General features: G+C 61.8%; 15 protein-coding genes. All 15 read left to right on the forward strand.

From position 1 onward, the window contains the following. Window positions 1-96: 96 nt before the first annotated feature. A complete protein-coding gene (locus tag H8S62_RS06005) occupies window positions 97-4,092 on the forward strand; it encodes an FtsX-like permease family protein (protein ID WP_186918778.1) in 3,996 nt (1,331 codons plus the stop codon). Window positions 4,093-4,301: 209 nt separating this feature from the next. After that, window positions 4,302-5,117, forward strand: a complete 816-nt coding sequence (locus H8S62_RS06010; RefSeq protein ID WP_155150562.1) for a ParB/RepB/Spo0J family partition protein — start codon at window positions 4,302-4,304, stop codon at window positions 5,115-5,117. A gap of 237 nt (window positions 5,118-5,354) precedes the next feature. Next, the gene (locus tag H8S62_RS06015; protein WP_186918779.1) at window positions 5,355-6,116 is read left to right on the forward strand and encodes a ParA family protein; all 762 of its coding nucleotides are present in this window, start codon (window positions 5,355-5,357) and stop codon (window positions 6,114-6,116) included. An 86-nt stretch (window positions 6,117-6,202) separates the two neighbouring features. Then, entirely contained in the window at window positions 6,203-7,114 is a 912-nt protein-coding gene (locus H8S62_RS06020) for a ParB/RepB/Spo0J family partition protein (RefSeq protein WP_155150569.1), read from the forward strand. Beyond that, the gene (locus H8S62_RS06025; RefSeq protein WP_186918780.1) at window positions 7,111-7,674 is read left to right on the forward strand and encodes a hypothetical protein; all 564 of its coding nucleotides are present in this window, start codon (window positions 7,111-7,113) and stop codon (window positions 7,672-7,674) included. The genes H8S62_RS06020 and H8S62_RS06025 overlap by 4 nt, the downstream gene beginning before the upstream one ends. A 161-nt stretch (window positions 7,675-7,835) precedes the next feature. Continuing rightward, window positions 7,836-9,140: a serine--tRNA ligase gene (gene serS / locus H8S62_RS06030; RefSeq protein WP_186918781.1), complete on the forward strand. Its 1,305-nt coding sequence runs from the start codon at window positions 7,836-7,838 to the stop codon at window positions 9,138-9,140. Window positions 9,141-9,358: 218 nt separating this feature from the next. After that, window positions 9,359-9,781, forward strand: coding sequence for a large-conductance mechanosensitive channel protein MscL (gene mscL / locus H8S62_RS06035; protein ID WP_186918782.1), 423 nt, complete (start codon window positions 9,359-9,361; stop codon window positions 9,779-9,781). Between the two features lie 111 nt (window positions 9,782-9,892). Further along, window positions 9,893-10,255, forward strand: coding sequence for a hypothetical protein (locus H8S62_RS06040; protein ID WP_155150581.1), 363 nt, complete (start codon window positions 9,893-9,895; stop codon window positions 10,253-10,255). Between the two features lie 3 nt (window positions 10,256-10,258). Continuing rightward, the gene (gene rsmG, locus H8S62_RS06045) at window positions 10,259-10,978 is read left to right on the forward strand and encodes a 16S rRNA (guanine(527)-N(7))-methyltransferase RsmG (RefSeq protein WP_155150584.1); all 720 of its coding nucleotides are present in this window, start codon (window positions 10,259-10,261) and stop codon (window positions 10,976-10,978) included. 149 nt (window positions 10,979-11,127) lie between these two features. Continuing rightward, complete coding sequence (gene minD, locus H8S62_RS06050; RefSeq protein WP_186918783.1) at window positions 11,128-11,868, forward strand: septum site-determining protein MinD; 741 nt, start codon at window positions 11,128-11,130, stop codon at window positions 11,866-11,868. A gap of 456 nt (window positions 11,869-12,324) precedes the next feature. Further along, the gene (locus tag H8S62_RS06055; RefSeq protein WP_186918784.1) at window positions 12,325-12,933 is read left to right on the forward strand and encodes a zinc ribbon domain-containing protein; all 609 of its coding nucleotides are present in this window, start codon (window positions 12,325-12,327) and stop codon (window positions 12,931-12,933) included. 43 nt (window positions 12,934-12,976) lie between these two features. Next, the gene (locus H8S62_RS06060; RefSeq protein ID WP_155150593.1) at window positions 12,977-13,393 is read left to right on the forward strand and encodes a methylglyoxal synthase; all 417 of its coding nucleotides are present in this window, start codon (window positions 12,977-12,979) and stop codon (window positions 13,391-13,393) included. A gap of 962 nt (window positions 13,394-14,355) precedes the next feature. Further along, complete coding sequence (hisS, locus tag H8S62_RS06065) at window positions 14,356-15,711, forward strand: histidine--tRNA ligase (RefSeq protein WP_186918785.1); 1,356 nt, start codon at window positions 14,356-14,358, stop codon at window positions 15,709-15,711. Further along, window positions 15,704-16,348: an HD domain-containing protein gene (locus H8S62_RS06070; RefSeq protein WP_155150598.1), complete on the forward strand. Its 645-nt coding sequence runs from the start codon at window positions 15,704-15,706 to the stop codon at window positions 16,346-16,348. The genes hisS and H8S62_RS06070 overlap by 8 nt, the downstream gene beginning before the upstream one ends. Before the next feature lie 119 nt (window positions 16,349-16,467). Beyond that, entirely contained in the window at window positions 16,468-17,421 is a 954-nt protein-coding gene (locus H8S62_RS06075; RefSeq protein ID WP_186918786.1) for an S-layer homology domain-containing protein, read from the forward strand. Window positions 17,422-17,548: the final 127 nt, after the last annotated feature.

A 17,548-nucleotide genomic window follows, 5' to 3' on the forward strand; every position in this document is an offset into this window, starting at 1 on the left:
CCGCTTTTTCTTCTGATCAGAGCGTCGTTTCGTCTAACTGCGCTGCTCGCCGAGGGGCGTTTCTTATTTTCTATTTTTCTTGAAGGGGGTGCCGGCTTGCAGCAAAAACCCAACCGTCTCCTGACCGACGCTTTCCGGGAGATCCGAAAGACCGCCAGCCGGTTTCTCTCCCTGTTTCTGCTGTCTGCGCTGGCGGTGGCCTTTCTGGCCGGCCTGCGGACCACCGCGCCCGACATGGAGCGCACCGCCGACGGCTATTACGACGCACACAACCTGATGGACCTGCATATCCTGTCCACCCTGGGCCTTACCGACGAGGATATCGCCGTGCTGGCCGTCCAGGAGGGCGTCTCCGCCGCCGAGGGGGCCTACACCGCCGACGCGCTGGTCCATCTGGACCAGAACGACCTCATTGTTAAGCTCCACTCCCTCTCCCCCCTGGGCATCAATGCCCCGGAGCTGCTCACCGGCCGCCTGCCGGAGGGGGACGACGAGTGCTTGGTGGAGGCCGCGCTGCTGGAAAAAGCGGGCTTGTCCCTGGGGGATGAGATCTCCTTTGACACCGGTGACGGCACCTACGAGGACGCACTCGGATATGAGGACTACACCGTGGTGGGCACGGTAAACTCCCCCCTATACGTCTCGGTGGAGCGGGGCAGCTCCTCCCTGGGCACCGGACGGGTGTCCGCCTTTGCCCTCATCCCCCCAGGGGGCTTTTCCATGGATTACTATACCGACGCCTACCTTCTCGCCGACGGCGCAGCGGCCCTGTGGTGCTATGACGACGCTTATCAAGACCTCATCGACAGCCTCTCCGACGCTCTGGAGCCCCTCTCCGACCAGCGGGCCGGTCTGCGCTACGACGAGGTCATCGGCGAGGCCAACGAGAAGCTTGACGAAGCCCAGCAGGAGTTTGACGACGCGGAGGCCGAGACCAATCAGGAGCTGGCCGACGCCCAGCAGGAGCTGGTGGACGCCCGCAAAAAGCTGGACGACGGCTGGGCCGAGTACGAGGACGGCAAGGTCACCCTGGTGCGGGAGACGGCTGACGCCCGGCAGCAGATTGCGGATGCCGAGCAGAAGCTGCCGGACGCCCTCAGGGAGCTGGAGGACGGCGAGGCCGACTACCAGGACGGCGCAGCCGAGCTCTCAGACGGCAAGGCCCAGTACTGGGACGGCCTCAAGGACTGGCAGGACGGCAGGAGGGAATACGAAGACGGCTACCGGAAGCTCCTGGACGGCGAGACCGAGTACGGCGAGAACGTGGATAAACTCCAGAGCGCCCAGCAGGAGTACGACGACGGCTGGGCCGACTACCTGGACGGCCTGGACCAGCTTCAGGACGGCGCGGCGGCGCTGGACGACGCCCGCCGGCAGCTGGAGAGCGCCGCCGCAGAGCTGGACGCCGGTTCCGCGGCGCTGGCCGAGGGCCAGGCCCAGCTGGAGGAGGGCAAGCGGCAGCTTGAAATGGCCCAGGCCGCCTATGACACGGCCCTCTCCGCCTTGACCGGGCTGCTGCAGGCAATCGACCCCAGCCTGGATGAGAACAGCACCGACCAGGAGATTGCCGACGCCCTCACCGCCTATCTGGACGAAAACCTGACCAAGGAGAACGCAGACGAGTATGTGGGCGAGCTCCAGGCCTGGGTGGACGGCCTGGCCGGGCAGGGTGTGGAGCTGCCCGACGAGCTTCTGGAGTACGTGGACGGCCTCACCGGCGCGGATTTGCTGGCGGCCAAAGAACAGGTGGTCGCCAATATGCTGGATGCCGTCGCCGCAGCCCGCGCCGCCCAGACTGCCGCAGCCGGGCAGCTGGACGCCCTGGCCCGGCAGGTGGCCGACGGCGAGGCGCAGCTTGCAGCCGGGTCCGCAGCCCTCTCCGCGGGCTATGCCCAATACCGGGAGGGCAAGCGGCAGTACGAGGAGGGCATGTCGGAGCTTGAGGATTCGGTGGCCCAGCTCCAGGACGCCAGGCAGCAGCTGGACGACGCCCAGGCTCAGCTGGACGACGGCTGGCGCCAGCTCAAGGACGGCCGCCGTGAGCTGGACGACGGCTGGGCGGACCTGGAGGACGCCAAGGCCCAGCTGGATGACGGCTGGGCCGAGCTGGAGGACGCCCGGCAGGAGATCCTAAGCGGCGAGGCCGAGCTGCAGGACGCGCGACAGAAGCTGGACGACGGCTGGACCGAATACAACGACGGTGTGGCGGAATTGGCCGACGCCAAGGAGCGGCTCCCCCGGGAGACCGACAAGGCCCAGAGGGAGCTCTCCGATGCCTACGCCGAGCTCACCGACGGCGAGGCAGAGTACGCCGACGGCCTTCAGGAGTATGAGGACGGCAGGGCCGAGGCAGACGAGAAGCTCTCCGACGCCCGCAGGAAGCTCAACGACGCCCGCCGGGAGATCGCAGACATCGAGAACTGCCAGTGGTACGTGCTGGGCCGGAACACCAACGTGGGCTATGTATCCTACCAGCAGGACGCGGAGCGCATGGGGAACCTGGCCAACGTCTTCCCCCTTATCTTTTTCCTGGTTGCGGCCCTGGTGTGCCTGACCACCATGCAGCGCATGGTGGAGGAGCAGCGCATTGAAATCGGCGGGAAGAAGGCCATGGGGTACGGCAAATGGGCCATCTCCCTCAAATACGTGGGGTACGGCTTTCTGGCCTCCGCCCTGGGCGGCATTGTGGGCCTGGCGGCGGGCTGCCTCCTCATCCCATGGATTATCTTCAACGCCTGGAAGATCCTCTACACCGTGGGCGAGCTGAGCATCCCCGTCTACCCCGGCATCTCCCTCTTCTCGGTGGGGGCGGCGGTCTTCTGCGTCACCGGCACCGCCTTTGCCGCCTGCTTCGCAACCCTGGCTGCGGTCCCGGCGGAGCTGATGCGGCCCCGGGCGCCCAAGCCGGGAAAGCGGGTCTTTCTGGAGTACTTAAAGCCCCTTTGGAAGCACATGTCCTTCACCTGGAAGGTGACCGCCCGCAACCTCTTCCGCTACCAGCGCCGGTTTTGGATGACGGTCATCGGCATCGGCGGCTGCACCGCCCTGCTCATCACGGGCTTCGGCCTGCGCAATTCCATTTACGACATTCTGGATAAGCAGTATGATGAGATTTCCACCTACTCCAGCCAGGTGGGCCTGGTGGACGACGTCACGAACGACGAGATGACCGAGATCGCCCGTGTCCTGGACGGGAGCGCCCACGTGGACGAGTGGATGCCCGGCTTCAGTGAGTCCCTCTCGGTGGAGGGTCCCAAGCGCTCCATGGACGCCTATCTATTTGCCGTGGAGGACGAGGCGCGCTTCGGCGATTTCATCCACCTCCGCGGCCGGCTGGACGGGCAGGCCGTGGAGCTGCCCCGGGAGGGCGCAGTCCTCACCGAGAAGCTGGCTGATATGCTGGGCGTCGAACCCGGCGACACCATCACCCTGGACGGCGACAAGCGGGTGGAGGTCCCGGTCACCGCCCTGACGGAGAACTACGTCTTCCACTACGTATACCTCTCCTCGGAGTACTACGAACAGCTCTTCGGCGAACCGCCCGCCACCAATCTCATCATGGCCCGGTATACCGAGGACACCAAGGAGATCTCCGACGAGGTGTCCGCCTCCCTCATCCCCCTCTCCGGAATCACCTCCGTCAGCCGTATCCGGGACAGCCGGGAGACCTTCTCCAAGAGTATGGAGAGCGTGGACTACGCGGTCATCCTCATCACCGTCTGCGCCGGGGCGCTGGCCTTTGTGGTGCTCTTCAACCTGACCAACATCAACATCACCGAGCGCCTGCGGGAGCTGGCCACGCTGAAAGTCCTGGGCTTCTACAACAAGGAGCTGAGCGCCTACGTATACCGGGAAAACATTTTTCTCACCGCCTTTGGTGTGCTGATGGGACTGGCGATGGGCAAATTCCTCCACCAGTGGCTGGTGCTCACGGTGGAGATTGATATGGTGATGTTCGGCCGCTCCATCCGTCCCTCCAGCTATCTCTACTCCATCGGCCTCACCATCCTCTTTTCCCTGCTGGTCAATCTGGTGGCCGGCAGGCGTCTCAGGCAAATCGATATGGTGGAATCCCTCAAGACGGTGGACTGATTCGGATGCTATCCCCCCGGCGGAATGATTGCCGCCCGGGGGGATGGTTTTCTCTATCCGCCCCGGGCCGTCCTGTCCGCCCTCCTCTTGGTCTTTTCCCAGCAAAATGTAAAATATTTCCCATTCGACTATTTTCCCATTATTTAGCATTAATCTATGGTAAAATATGGTTGTCCACAGAGGTTATCCGTGACGAGGAGGGTGCTATTATGCCGCTTATCCGCAAAAAGGGTCTCTTTGAGAGCAACCGGGTTCTCTATCTCTCTCCGGCAGCCATTGTGCCCAACCCCTCCCAGCCCCGCAGGCGCTTTGCCCAGGACGGACTGGAGGAGCTGGCCGCCAGTATTAAGGAGCATGGCGTACTCCAGCCCCTGTCGGTGCGGCGGACCGACGCGGGCTATGAGCTCATCTCCGGCGAGCGCCGCCTCCGGGCCTCAAAGCTGGCGGGACTCAGCGAGGTCCCCTGTATTTTGGTCAACGTGGACAGCGAGGGCTCTTCTCTGCTGGCGCTGGTGGAAAATCTCCAGCGCCGGGATTTGGACTTTGTGGAGGAGGCCGCGGCCCTGGCCCGGCTGATCCGTACATTTGGTCTCTCTCAGGAGGAGGCGGCCAAACGCATCGGAAAGTCCCAGTCCGCGGTGGCAAACAAGCTGCGTCTGCTCCGCCTCTCCCCGGATGTGCTCACCCTCCTGAGGGACTCGGGCTGCACCGAACGCCACGCCCGTGCGCTCCTGCGCCTGGAGGACGAGGAGGTCCAGCTCTCAGCGGCCCGCTATTTGGTGGAAAACCAGCTTACCGTGGCCAGGACGGAGGAGTATGTGGAGACCCTGCTCTCCCCCGCCGAACCTGCGCCGAAAAAATTAAAGAAACCCATGTTTGTCATTAAGGATGTGCGTCTCTTTCTCAATACCGTCACCAGAGGTCTCTCCATGATGAAGACCGCCGGTGTGGACGCCAACTGCGAGCGGCAGGAGACCGATGACTCAATTCTGCTGACAATCCGTATTCCCAAGCAGACGGCATAGGCTTTTTTAAAGCGGCCCGATGTTTCACGTGAAACATCGGGCCGCCTTTTTTATATTACAAGATGAGTCTTAGATACATACAATTTCAAAAGCATTGTTTCACGTGAAACATAACTGCTTCCCTTATTCGCTCTTTTGTCGTTTTGTTTTCCGGAAAGCAGTTGAAAAGCCGCGGGCATCCGTCTATAATAAAGAACATCCGTGCAAACTATAGAAACAGGTAAGGCAGGTGCCCCTATGTCAAAAACCGTTTCAATTGTCAATCAGAAAGGCGGCGTGGGCAAGACCACCACGTGCGTCAATCTGGCCGCCGCTCTGAGAGAGCAGGGCGCCCGGGTCCTGGTTTGCGACTTTGACCCCCAGGCCAACGCCACCTCCGGTCTCGGTGTGGATAAGACCACCGCCTCACCAAATATCTACGACGTGCTGATCAACGGCGCGGATATCCATAAGGCGGTGGTTTCCACATCCTACAGCGACGTCCTCCCGGCCAACAAGGCCCTGGCGGGCGCAACGGTCGAGATGATCGGCATCGACCACCGGGAGCATCTTCTCAAACAGGCCCTCTCTCAATTAAAGGATGACTACGACTACATTCTGGTGGACTGCCCCCCCTCCCTGGAACTGCTGACACTGAACGCCCTCTGCGCCTCCGACACGGTGCTGGTGCCCGTCCAGTGCGAGTATTATGCCCTGGAGGGTCTCTCGGACCTGCTCACCACCATCCGTATTGTCAAGCGCTCCCTCAACCCCTCCATTGCACTGGAGGGAGTGGTCCTCACCATGTTTGACACCCGCACGAATCTCGCCATGCAGGTGGCGGAGGAGGTTAAACGCCACTTTCCAGGCCAGGTCTTCGCCACGGTCATTCCCCGGAACGTCCGCCTGGCCGAGGCTCCCAGCTATGGCAAGCCCGTCACCGCCTACGACAGCCTTTCCAGAGGCTCTGAGGCCTATCTGGAGTTGGCGGCTGAGCTTATTGAGAAAAACAAGGATTAAGGGGCCAGTCGGCGGCAAGCAGACGGTATTTTGCCGGATTTTTTGCTCCTTATCGACCATTACCGAAACCGAAAGGGTGATATACTTTGGCAGCTAATAAAGACCGGGGCCTTGGCAAGGGTCTTGGCGCTCTGTTGGGCGACGCCGCGCTCCAGACCCAGGAGGGCGGATCGGTGCTCCTTCCCATCTCGCAGGTGGAGCCCGGTCTCAAACAGCCCCGCAAGCGTTTTGACGAGAGTGCCCTGAATGATCTGGCCGACTCCATCCGTACCCACGGCCTCATCCAACCCCTCACTGTCCGCCGCCTTGCCTCCGGATACTATCAGATTATTGCCGGTGAACGCCGCTGGCGTGCCTCAAAGCTGGCCGGCCTCTCAGAGATCCCGGCTGTGGTCGTCGAGGCGGATGACCGCAAGGTCATGGAGCTGGGCCTCATCGAAAATCTTCAGCGTGAAGACCTGAATCCCGTGGAGGAGGCCAACGGCTTTAAAGTGCTTATGGAAGAATACGGTCTCACCCAGGAGGAGGTCGCCCAGCGGGTGGGCAAATCCCGCTCAGCGGTGGCCAATGCCCTCCGTCTGCTGGCACTGCCCGATGCGGTCCACCTCCTGCTGGAGGAGGGCAGGCTCTCTGCGGGTCATGCCCGGGCCATCCTTTCAGTCAGCCGCAAGGACCAGCAGAAGAGGCTGGCGCAGATCGTGATTGACGAGGACCTGTCCGTCCGTCAGACAGAGGCCGCCGCCAAGCGGCTGAATCATCTGGCGGAAGAAGCAGATACCCTCGGCGGCCCTTCCCCCAAGCCCGAGGACCCCAATAAAATCTATCGGGAGGCCGCGGCAAAGGACCTCACATCACGGTTTGGCCGCAAGGTCTCCATTGTCCACGGAGCCAAAAAGGGCAAGGTGGAGCTCGAGTACTATGACGATGAAGATCTGACCGCGCTTTTGGAGCTTTTGGAGCAAGCCCCCGCTGCCGGGAAGGGAGGCACCGCCCGTTGAGTCAGGAACAGGAAAAGCGGGAGCACTCCCACCTCCAGCACGAGGCGGAACACGCCAAGCCCCACAAAAAAGTATCCGTTATGGGATATCTGGCCATCCTGTTTGCCGCCGCCTTTCTTCTTCTGCTGCTGAGCTACTTTATGCAGCAGCGCAGCAGCGAGCAGACAATCAGCGGCCTCAAGGACTCGGTCTCCGCCATGCAGTCAGTGGAAAACCTGATTGCGGACAATGATGAGCTGCATCAAAAAGTCGATGAGCTGGAAACCCAGATAGAGGCGTTGGAGACGGCCAAAATGGAGTTGGAACGGACACAGCGCGCCCAGGAGTCAGCTGTGAGTGAACTGAAGAACCAGGTTGCTTCCATGGACTGGCTCTGGCGCATACAGCGGGCCTACTCCCGGGGTTCCAAGGCCGACTGTCGGGCGCTGGTAGACCAGTTTGAGGCCAGCGGCCTTCCCCAGTACCTCTCCGACACCACCCTTGCCCAGGTGGAGGGCCCCTCCCCCGCCGACCAGTACAACGCTCTGCTGGACGCCCTGGACTATCGCCCGGAGCCATAAAAGGACTGTGCCCGGTGAGTGTTTCACGTGAAACATTATCGGGGTAACGTCCCGCATGGCTTTGCAGGGACCTAACTATTCAAGTATTTTAGCGCGGTCATTTGCGCCGCCCGCATCTCGGCCGTTTATCCTTATTCTTATTTAACTGAGGTGTCATAACAATGCTCGATATTCGTCTAATCCGTGAAAACCCCGACATGGTAAAGGAAAATATAAAAAAGAAGTTTCAGGACGAAAAACTCCCCCTGGTGGACCGAATTCTGGACCTGGACAGGGAGAACCGGGATACCATTCAGGAGGCCCAGAATCTGCGCACCGCCCGCAACGCCCTCTCCAAGCAGATTGGAGTACTAATGGGCCAGTCCAAGAAGGACCCCTCCAAGCTCCAGGAGGCCGAGACCGTCAAGGCCCAAGTGGTGGCCAACGCCGAGCGCCTGGCCGCCCTGGAAAAGCGCGAGGACGAGCTGGCCGAGGAAATTCGCAAGATTATGCTGGTGATCCCCAACATAATTGATCCCTCTGTCCCCATTGGCCCCGACGATGAGCACAATGTGGAGGTCGAGCGCTTTGGTGAGCCCCTGGTGCCCAACTTTGAAATTCCCTACCACACCCAGATCATGGAGCGCTTTGACGGTGTGGACATGGACGCAGCAGGCAGGGTCTCCGGCGCGGGCTTCTACTACCTCCTGGGCGATATCGCCCGTCTCCATGAGGCTGTACTGGCCTACGGCCGGGACTTCATGATCGACAAGGGCTTCACTTACTGCATCCCCCCCTTCATGATCCACGGCAACGTGGTGGAGGGCGTAATGAGCCAGACCGACATGGACGCCATGATGTATAAGGTGGAGGGCGAGGATCTCTACCTCATCGGCACCAGCGAGCACTCTATGATCGGCCGCTATATCGACCAGATGCTGCCCGAGTCCAAACTGCCCCAGACCCTCACCTCCTACTCCCCCTGCTTCCGCAAGGAGAAGGGCTCCCACGGCATTGAGGAACGAGGCGTCTACCGCATTCACCAGTTCGAGAAGCAGGAGATGATCGTCGTCTGCAAGCCGGAGGACAGCATGGACTGGTACGAGAAGATGTGGCGCTACTCTGTGGAGCTCTTCCGCAGCTTTGACATTCCAGTCCGCCAGCTGGAGTGCTGCTCCGGCGATCTGGCCGATTTGAAGGTTAAATCCTGCGATATTGAGGCCTGGAGCCCCCGCCAGAAGAAGTATTTTGAGGTATGCTCCTGCTCCAACCTGGGTGATGCCCAGGCGAGAAGGCTGAAAATCCGCGTAAAGGGCGAGGACGGCAAGACCTACCTGCCCCACACCCTCAACAATACCTGTGTGGCCCCTCCCCGCATGCTCATTGCCCTGCTGGAGAACAATCTCCAGTCCGACGGCAGCGTAAAGATTCCCAAGGTGCTCCAGCCCTATATGGGCGGCAAAGAAGTACTGCTGCCCAAGCAGTAATGGTGCGGAGACAGGGCCAACAGGCCCGCCATTCACGCGAACGACAGGGGAAATTGCTGTAAAGTAAGATTGCTTGTCGGTTATTGTCGTTTTTCCTTGCCGTCGGCGGCAGCCGACTGCCGCCGGCAAGGCAGGGTCGATAAGCCGCCGGGCGGGGTGCTCCCCCGGTCCCAGGTCCACAGATAACCATCAAATAAAGATAGAGAGGCTGGTCAAGCATGAGTGCCAAAGAGAAAACCAAGGGCTTCGCGGCTGAATTCAAGCAGTTTATCGCCCGAGGCAATGTGATGGACATGGCGGTGGGCGTCATTGTAGGCGGCGCGTTCAAGGCCATCGCCGACTCTCTCACCGCGGACATCATTATGCCTATCGTGGGCATTTTTGTCAGCCAGAATTCCTTTGCCGACCTACAGATAACCGTCGGCAGCGCCGTCGTCACATACGGCAATTTTATTCAGGCCGTTCTCAACTTCCTCATCATGGCCCTGGTGGTGTTCTGTCTCGTCAAGGCCATCAACTCCTTCCACCGCAAGAAGGAGGCCGCCCCCCCGGCGCCCCCAGCCCCGCCGGAGCCCTCCAGTGAGGAAAAGCTCCTCACGGAGATCCGGGACTTGCTGAAGGCGGGTACCGGGCAGTCCTGACGGGTTTTGCCGCGCTCATGCCACGGCGCAATTGGGGCGGGAAAGCGTGCCGGCCCCTGCGAGTCCCGGCAGAGTACGGCGCATTTCAGCCTATTGTTAAGGAGTAACTCTATGCCGGATAACGAAAAAAATACCAACCTCCCCGAGGACGGCTCCCCCAAGGAGCCCATTTCCTACGCCTCCCCCATGAAGCGGATTTGGGCCTGGGTGGGCGTGGCATACATGGTGATTATTGTCTTCTTAATGACCTATATGTACGCCAAGGGGGTTTATCTAAACAACATCGCCTCCCTGATGGTCATACCCGCCCTGGGCGGCGTGGCCGCCTCCTCCGTCTGCGTGTGGCGCACCGGCGGCAGACACGACGCCGCCCACGCCGCGGGCCTGGCCGCCATTCTGCTAGCCTGCGCGGCCCTCATCATTCTGGGATTGGTGAACGGTATTCCCGCCCTGATAAGCAATTTTGGAGGGTAGGCCATGGTGGAACGCATCCGCGCGGGGCTTGAGGCCCTGGGCATCCCCTCCCCCGGGGCGGCGGCCACGCTGTCCCGGTATGGAGAGCTGCTCATTGAGAAAAACAAGGTTATGAACCTGACCGCGATTACCGAGCCGGACCAGGTGGCCGACCTACATTTCCTGGACTGCGCTGCACTGCTGACCATAGGCGGTGAGCGGGCGGTTTCCTTCCGGGACAAGTCGCTCATCGACGTGGGAACCGGCGCGGGCTTTCCGGGACTGCCTCTGCGCATTCTGGAGCCCTCCCTCTCCCTCACTCTGCTGGACAGCCTCGGCAAGCGGGTCACCTGGCTGGAGGAGGTGTGCTCCGGGCTGGGGCTGGAGGACGTGCGCTGCATCCACGCCCGGGCCGAGGAGCAGGCCCTTCTGAAGGGCTGGCGGGACGCCTTTGACATCGCCACCTCCCGGGCTGTGGCCGATCTGCGGCTGCTGTGCGAGCTGTGCCTGCCCTATGTAAAGGTGGGCGGGGTTTTCCTGGCCATGAAGTCCACAGACTGCGACCAGGAGCTCTCTGCCGCCGGGCGGGGGATCCAGCTGCTGGGCGGCAGGGTGCAAGCCGCCTGGGACTACACCATCCCCGGAACCGACGTAACCCACCGCGTGGTGGTCATTGAAAAGACCTCCCCCACCCCCAGGGGCTACCCCCGGCGCTGGGCCAAAATTCAAAAGGCCCCGCTGTAACCGGAAACCCCGCCGGAAACCGCAGTCCGATTGCTCTGCGTCACGGCGCAGCCGCAAATGGCTCAGAAATTTTAAACATTTTGCACAAAGACTATTGGAAAATTTCTATCTTTATGATATACTATACCACATGAAACTGGAGGGACGCTATGGGCACCGCAATCGTGGTCACGTCGGGCAAGGGGGGCACCGGAAAAACCTCTCTCACCGGCGGCGTCTCGTCCTGTCTGGCGGCCCTGGGGAACCGGGTCCTCTGCATCGACATGGACATCGGCCTGCGCAATCTGGATATCTCTCTGGGCATGACCGACCGCGCCCTGATGGACTTTACCGACGTGCTGGAGGGCCGCTGTGCATTGAAGCGGGCCGCCGTTCAACATCCCGTCATTGAAAATCTCTTTCTCCTCACCGCCCCTCTCACCCTGGCCGACGGCTCCATCCCTGAGGGGCGGATGCGCGCCTTTCTCGCTCAGGCCAAGACAGAGTACGATTACATCCTTATGGACTCCCCCGCGGGGCTGGGAGAGGGCTTTCGCCTGGCAGTCTGCGGGGCGGACCGGGGCGTAGTGGTCTCCACCACCGACACCTCCGCCCTGCGGGATGCGCAGCGGGTGGTGGCGCAGCTCTCCAAGCGCCTGCCCTACATCCATCTGGTGATGAACCGGGTGCAGCCTAAGCTCCTGCGGCGGCTCCACACCACAATCGACGACGCGATGGACGCCGCGGGCCTGCCCCTCCTGGGCGTGGTGCCCGAGGACGAGCAGGTGATGCTCTCCGCCAATTGCGGCCAGCCCATTATCCTGGCCAGCCGTAAGGGCGCGGCGGTGGCATATCTGAATATCGCCCGCAGGCTGATGGGGCAGAAAATCCCCCTCATGCATATCCGCTGAGTCCGCCGCTCCATTCCCAAGCGTTTTGGCCCCGGACAAAACCTTGATGCCGGGCCGATTCATTCGGCCCTGGCAGTAAATAAACGGGGTCCCCGCACGGCCTTGGCCGGGTGGGGTACGCGGCGGCGGCATATCTGAATATCGCCCGCAGGCTGATGGGGCAGAAAATCCCCCTCATGCATATCCGCTGAGTCCGCCGCGCCATTCCCAAGCGTTTTGGCCCCGGACAAAACCTTGATGCCGGGCCGATTCATTCGGCCCTGGCAGTAAATAAACGGGGTCCCCGCACGGCCTTGGCCGGGCGGGGTACGCGGCGGTGGCATATCTGAATATCGCCCGCAGGCTGATGGGGCAGAAAATTCCCCTCATGCATATCCGCTGAGTCCGCCGCGCCATTCCCAAGCGTTTTGGCCCCGGATGCTCCGGGCGGATTCCGTGACGAAAAGGAGGCCGGTCATGCCCTGCTGTACCAAATGCGGCGCTGAATTGAAGGCGTCCGGCCGCTTCTGTCCCAAGTGCGGCGCACCGGTGTCGGCATTAGCCGGTGCTGCCCCGGTTCACCCAACCGGCCGGTCCGGCGCGAAAATAGCGTGTCTTGGCGCCTCCCCCCTGCTGCGCACGGCGCTTTTGTCCGCGCTGGTACTGGCGCTGGCCTTCGGCTTGTTCCGCCTGGCGGCGGCGCCCAGGCAGAATACCCCGGAGGGCACCCTGACCCTCCTCCTGGATGCCTTGGCAGCCGGGGATACGGATGGAAGCCTGCGCTGCCTGGATCTGTCCGTGCAGGCCCAGGCTAACGCCCGGTCCACGCTCAGCGCCAACGGCTCCGCCGTACTTCTCAACCTCTTTAACGCTTACGCGGAGCAGGGCGGCTCCCTTTTCCGGCTGGAGAAAGGGATCTCCTCGGTCCGTGTGCTGGCCAGCCGCTTCCAGTATACCGACTACAACGGCAACGCCTGCGCGCTGGACGCGCTTGTGCGCGTCACCACCCCCGTCGGGGAATTCGACCTGGCTTTGAGCGGGGTTCCATCTGTCAAGCGGAACGGGACCTGGCTGATCGTCACATAACCGCACATCCCCCGCGCCACATTGAGAAAGGAATGAAATTCCAATGAACATCGCCCTTATGTCCCATGACCGCAAAAAGGAACTTATGGTGCAGTTCTGCATCGCCTATTGCGGCATTCTCTCCAAGCACACCGTCTGCGCCACCAACACCACCGGCAAGCTGGTGGCTGAGGCCACGGGCCTTCCCGTGTACCTCTTCCTCTCCCATGAGCACGGCGGCAGCCAGCAGATTGGCGCCCGGATCGCCTATAACGAGATTGATATGGTTCTCTTCTTCTCCGATCCCCAGTCCAGCGAGCTGGACGCGGACCTGAGCTATATCACGCGCCTGTGCGACCAATACAATATCCCCTACGCCACCAACGTGGGCACCGCCGAGATGCTGATCCACGGCCTGGAGCGGGGCGATTTGGACTGGCGTGAAATTTTAAATCCCAAGACCAAGCCCTTTACAGTCTGATAATCTGCCGACCGTGCGCCCGCTCCAGGACGGCGCAGCTGCGCCGTCAAGCGTTTTGTCCCACAGGACAAAACCTTGAAACAGGCGGAATTTACTTTCGCCTGTTTGAGCTCAATACGGGTCCCCGTGCGGCCTTGGCCGGATGGGGTGCGGGGCGATTTGGACTGGCGTGAAATTTTAAATCCCAAGACCAAGCCCTTTACGGTCTGATAATCTGCCGACCGTGCGCCCCGCTCCAGGACGGCGCAGCTGCGCCGTCAAGCGTTTTGGCCCACAGGACAAAACCTTGAAACAGGCGGAATTTACTTTCGCCTGTTTGAGCTCAATACGGGTCCCCGTGCGGCCTTGGCCGGATGGGGTGCGGGGCGATTTGGACTGGCGTAACGTCTGGGGTCCCAAGCAAAGTTTTCTACGGTATCGACAGGTAAAAATTCGCAGGTCCGGGCATTCTTATGTCCAATTTTGCCCGCCCACGGTTGACTTTTCCCTTGTTTTGGGATAATATCTATCCCATAGCACCGCGAAGACGGAGCACAAGTACCGGGTCCGCCACCGGACAGAGAAAGACGCCGCTGGCTGAAAGCGTCTCACGGACAGGCCCCCGGGAAGACGGCTCTAAGCGTCCGCGAATCCTATTCGCGCAATACGGATTGGATTTGGCGGCCGCGTCAGCGGGGATGGAGACATCCACGGCGCGCTCCCCGTAACAGGAGCTTGGAGGGCGCGGCGCCGGACTGCCGTGCCGAACATGGGTGGTACCACGGGAGCAGGCGCTTTCGTCCCATACAAGGGGCGAGAGCGCTTTTTTTGTCCCGGTGCGGCCCACCCGCCCCGGAGGGGCTTTTGGTCGTTGTGCACCTGCCGCGGGGCGTCTCCTCAGACGATATCGCACACCCTCCCCTCCACCGAAACAGGTCTGACTTTCACCGAGTCCATTCAATATCACGTCAAGGAGTGTTTTTATGGCAATTCAAAAGCCCCGCACCCTCTCCGGCTTCATGGAGCTTCTGCCCGGAGACCAGGTGCTCTTCGACCGCATGGTGGCCCTCCTCCGGGAGAGCTACTCCCTCTACGGCTTCACCCCCCTGGACACCCCCGCCATTGAGTCCAGCGAGGTGCTCCTGGCCAAGGGCGGCGGCGAGACCGAGAAGCAGATCTACCGCTTTACCAAGGGGGATAGCGATCTCTCCCTCCGCTTTGACCTGACCGTCCCTCTGGCCAAGTATGTGGCCCTGCACTACAACGAGCTGACCTTTCCCTTCCGGCGGTTCCAGATCGGCAAGGTCTACCGGGGCGAGCGCGCCCAGCGGGGCCGCTTCCGGGAGTTCTACCAGGCGGACATCGACGTGATCGGCGACGGCGCGCTCGATATTTCCAACGAGGCGGAAATTCCCTCCATCATTTACCGGGCCTTTACCTCCCTGGGGCTTGAGCGCTTTAAAATCCGGGTAAACAACCGGAAAGTCCTCAACGGCCTCTTTGACATCCTGGGCCTGGGCGAGCGTGCCGGGGACGTCATGCGCACCATCGACAAGCTGGAGAAGATCGGCCGGGAGAAGGTTCTCGCCATTCTCACCGACGATTTCGGCGTGAGCGCAGCCGCAGCCGCCGGCCTTCTGGACCTGCTGGAGTCCCCCGATCCCCTGACCGCGCTGGAGGCGTACCGTGCCAAGGACGAGACCTTCGACGCGGGGCTGGAGGAGCTGGGGACCGTGGTGAAATACATGTCCGCTTTCGGCGTACCCGCCGACCACTTCATGGTGGATTTGACCATCGCCCGGGGCCTGGACTACTACACCGGCACCGTCTATGAGACCGTCATGCTGGACCATCCCGAAATCGGCTCCATCTGTTCCGGGGGCAGATATGATAACTTAGCGGAATATTACACCGATAAACAACTCCCTGGAGTCGGTATTTCCATCGGTTTGACCCGTCTCTTCTTTGTACTCCAGGATCAGGGCCTGCTGAACGGCGACCTCATCACCGCCCCGGCAGACGTGCTGGTTCTGCCCATGACCGAGGATCTGTCCCACGCCATCTCCCTGTCCACCTCCCTGCGGGGGGCGGGCATCCGGACCCAGGTCTACACCGAGCCGAAGAAATTCAAGGCCAAAATGAATTACGCCAACAAGCTGGGCATCCCCTTCGTCGCCTTCCTGGGCGAGGACGAGGTGCGCGCCGGGAAGGTCACTGTGAAGAATATGCTCACCGGCGAGCAGGAGTCCCTGGACCTGGGGGCCGCTCCGACGGCACTGGCGGCCCGGGCGGCGGCACTGGGCGGCGGCGCGCCCATCCGGGAGCCTGCAAATGGATAAGGCGATGTACGCCGCCATTGAGTCCCATATGCTCTCCTGCATGGGAGACAGCGCCCACGACAAGGAGCACATCTACCGGGTGCTCCACATGGCCCTCGATCTGGCCGGCCACGAGGGGGAGGACGTGGACCGGGACATCCTGACCGCCGCCGCACTGCTCCATGACATCGGCCGGGAGGACCAGTTCCGGGACCCCTCCCTCTGCCACGCGGAGGCGGGAAGCGTCAAGGCCTATGACTTTCTCCTCTCGCTGGGCTGGGATGAGGGGCGGGCCGGGTGGGTGCGCGCGTGCATCCTTACCCACCGATACCGCTCGGACCGTCCGCCGCAGTCCATTGAGGCCAAGCTCCTCTTCGACGCGGACAAGCTGGACGTGACCGGGGCCATCGGCATCGCCCGGACCCTCTACTACGGCGGGGCCGTCGGCAGCGCGCTCTACTCCCTGGATGAGCACGGCCTGGTGCTGGACGGAACTGAGGCTGGGCCCAACACCTTCCTGCAGGAGTACCGGCACAAGCTGGAACACATCGGCGAGAAGTTGTATACCTCCAGGGCCAGGGAGATCGCCGCCGGGCGGAAGCAGGCCGCCCAGAGCTTTTATGAAAACCTATTGGCGGAAATCCGCGGGTGCTGTTAAATCGGCACCCGCCGGGACGCCGCTCCGGCCTGCGCGGTCCGCAGCGGAACTTCCTCCCCGCTCCTCCCGTCTAAACAGGGCGCATTCATGCGACATTTATCCTCTGGAGGAACCACACTATGAGACGCAAACTCGCGGCCATCTGCCTCGCCGCAGCCCTGACCCTGTCCGCCCTGCCCGCCTCTGCGGCCGGTACGGAGCGCTTTCCCTCCGTCAACGAGTACCCCGGCTATGCCGACGTGTCCGCCGGAATCTGGTACGGTGACAACGCAAAAATCTGCTATGAGACGGGGCTCATCATGGGCACCGACCGGGGCTTTGAGCCGGGCAGAGTGATGCAGATCTCCGAGGCGGCGGCCATCGCCGCCCGGATGCACCATATCCTCAGCGGCGGGGACGGCGCCATTCCCAACCTGCCCGGCGCGGCCAACTGGTACGACGGACAGCTCGCCTACCTCCGTTCGCTGGCGTCTGGGGACAGCGTGGTCCTCTCCCTCCTGGCCCAGCCGGAGCAGGAGATCACCCGCCTGGGCTTCCTGCGGCTTCTGGCCGCGGCGCTCCCGGAGGAGGCCCTCTCCCCCATCAATACCATCTCCGCCCTGCCCGACAGTGCCGACAGCCATGTGCTGCGCTTTTATAACGCAGGCATTCTCACCGGCGTCAGCCAGTACGGTTTCTTCCGTGGGAGCGGCACTCTGTCCCGGGCAGAGGCCGCCGCGATGGTCTCCCGGGTGGCCAGGGAGGACCTGCGGCAGGCCTTTTCCCCCACCTTTGACGCAGCCGTCTGGGCCTCCGGCATGACCCCGGACACGGTGCTGTTCCAGGGCGGGGGGAAGACTGTCACCGCGAAAGCCTATCTCAACGAGGTCGTGGCCCTGGCCGGCGGGCTGAAAACCGATTACAACTGGAACGATCTGCGGGAGGATGGCAGAACCCAGATGGCCTATGTGAAAGAGACGGCCCTCTCTAATCTGGGCGTATCGGCTGGAATGGGGACCTTGCATTATCAGAGCTTTGATCTCCAGGTGTTCTACAGCCGCTATCTGGACTTGACTGAGACCGTTATGGCGTAACAGCGCCCGCTATTGCGCTGAGACAATGTGTTTCCCGGCGCGGTTGTTGTTGCGCGTCCATCGCCCGGTGCGGCGCCCGCGGCAGTCTGGAGTGCAGCGGTTATCCCTTTAAAGAGAATGTGGAGGA

Origin of the sequence: Lawsonibacter faecis (assembly GCF_014287675.1) — a bacterium.
Lineage (GTDB): Bacteria > Bacillota > Clostridia > Oscillospirales > Oscillospiraceae > Pseudoflavonifractor > Pseudoflavonifractor faecis.

Bases quoted from the DNA above. Each gene is read 5' to 3' on its own strand.
- H8S62_RS06010 (WP_155150562.1), top strand. From the start codon at position 4,302: ATGCCGCTTATCCGCAAAAAGGGTCTCTTTGAGAGCAACCGGGTTCTC.
- H8S62_RS06015 (WP_186918779.1), top strand. From the start codon at position 5,355: ATGTCAAAAACCGTTTCAATTGTCAATCAGAAAGGCGGCGTGGGCAAG.
- serS (WP_186918781.1), top strand. From the start codon at position 7,836: ATGCTCGATATTCGTCTAATCCGTGAAAACCCCGACATGGTAAAGGAA.
- mscL (WP_186918782.1), top strand. From the start codon at position 9,359: ATGAGTGCCAAAGAGAAAACCAAGGGCTTCGCGGCTGAATTCAAGCAG.
- H8S62_RS06040 (WP_155150581.1), top strand. From the start codon at position 9,893: ATGCCGGATAACGAAAAAAATACCAACCTCCCCGAGGACGGCTCCCCC.
- rsmG (WP_155150584.1), top strand. From the start codon at position 10,259: ATGGTGGAACGCATCCGCGCGGGGCTTGAGGCCCTGGGCATCCCCTCC.
- minD (WP_186918783.1), top strand. From the start codon at position 11,128: ATGGGCACCGCAATCGTGGTCACGTCGGGCAAGGGGGGCACCGGAAAA.
- H8S62_RS06055 (WP_186918784.1), top strand. From the start codon at position 12,325: ATGCCCTGCTGTACCAAATGCGGCGCTGAATTGAAGGCGTCCGGCCGC.
- H8S62_RS06060 (WP_155150593.1), top strand. From the start codon at position 12,977: ATGAACATCGCCCTTATGTCCCATGACCGCAAAAAGGAACTTATGGTG.
- hisS (WP_186918785.1), top strand. From the start codon at position 14,356: ATGGCAATTCAAAAGCCCCGCACCCTCTCCGGCTTCATGGAGCTTCTG.
- H8S62_RS06070 (WP_155150598.1), top strand. From the start codon at position 15,704: ATGGATAAGGCGATGTACGCCGCCATTGAGTCCCATATGCTCTCCTGC.
- H8S62_RS06075 (WP_186918786.1), top strand. From the start codon at position 16,468: ATGAGACGCAAACTCGCGGCCATCTGCCTCGCCGCAGCCCTGACCCTG.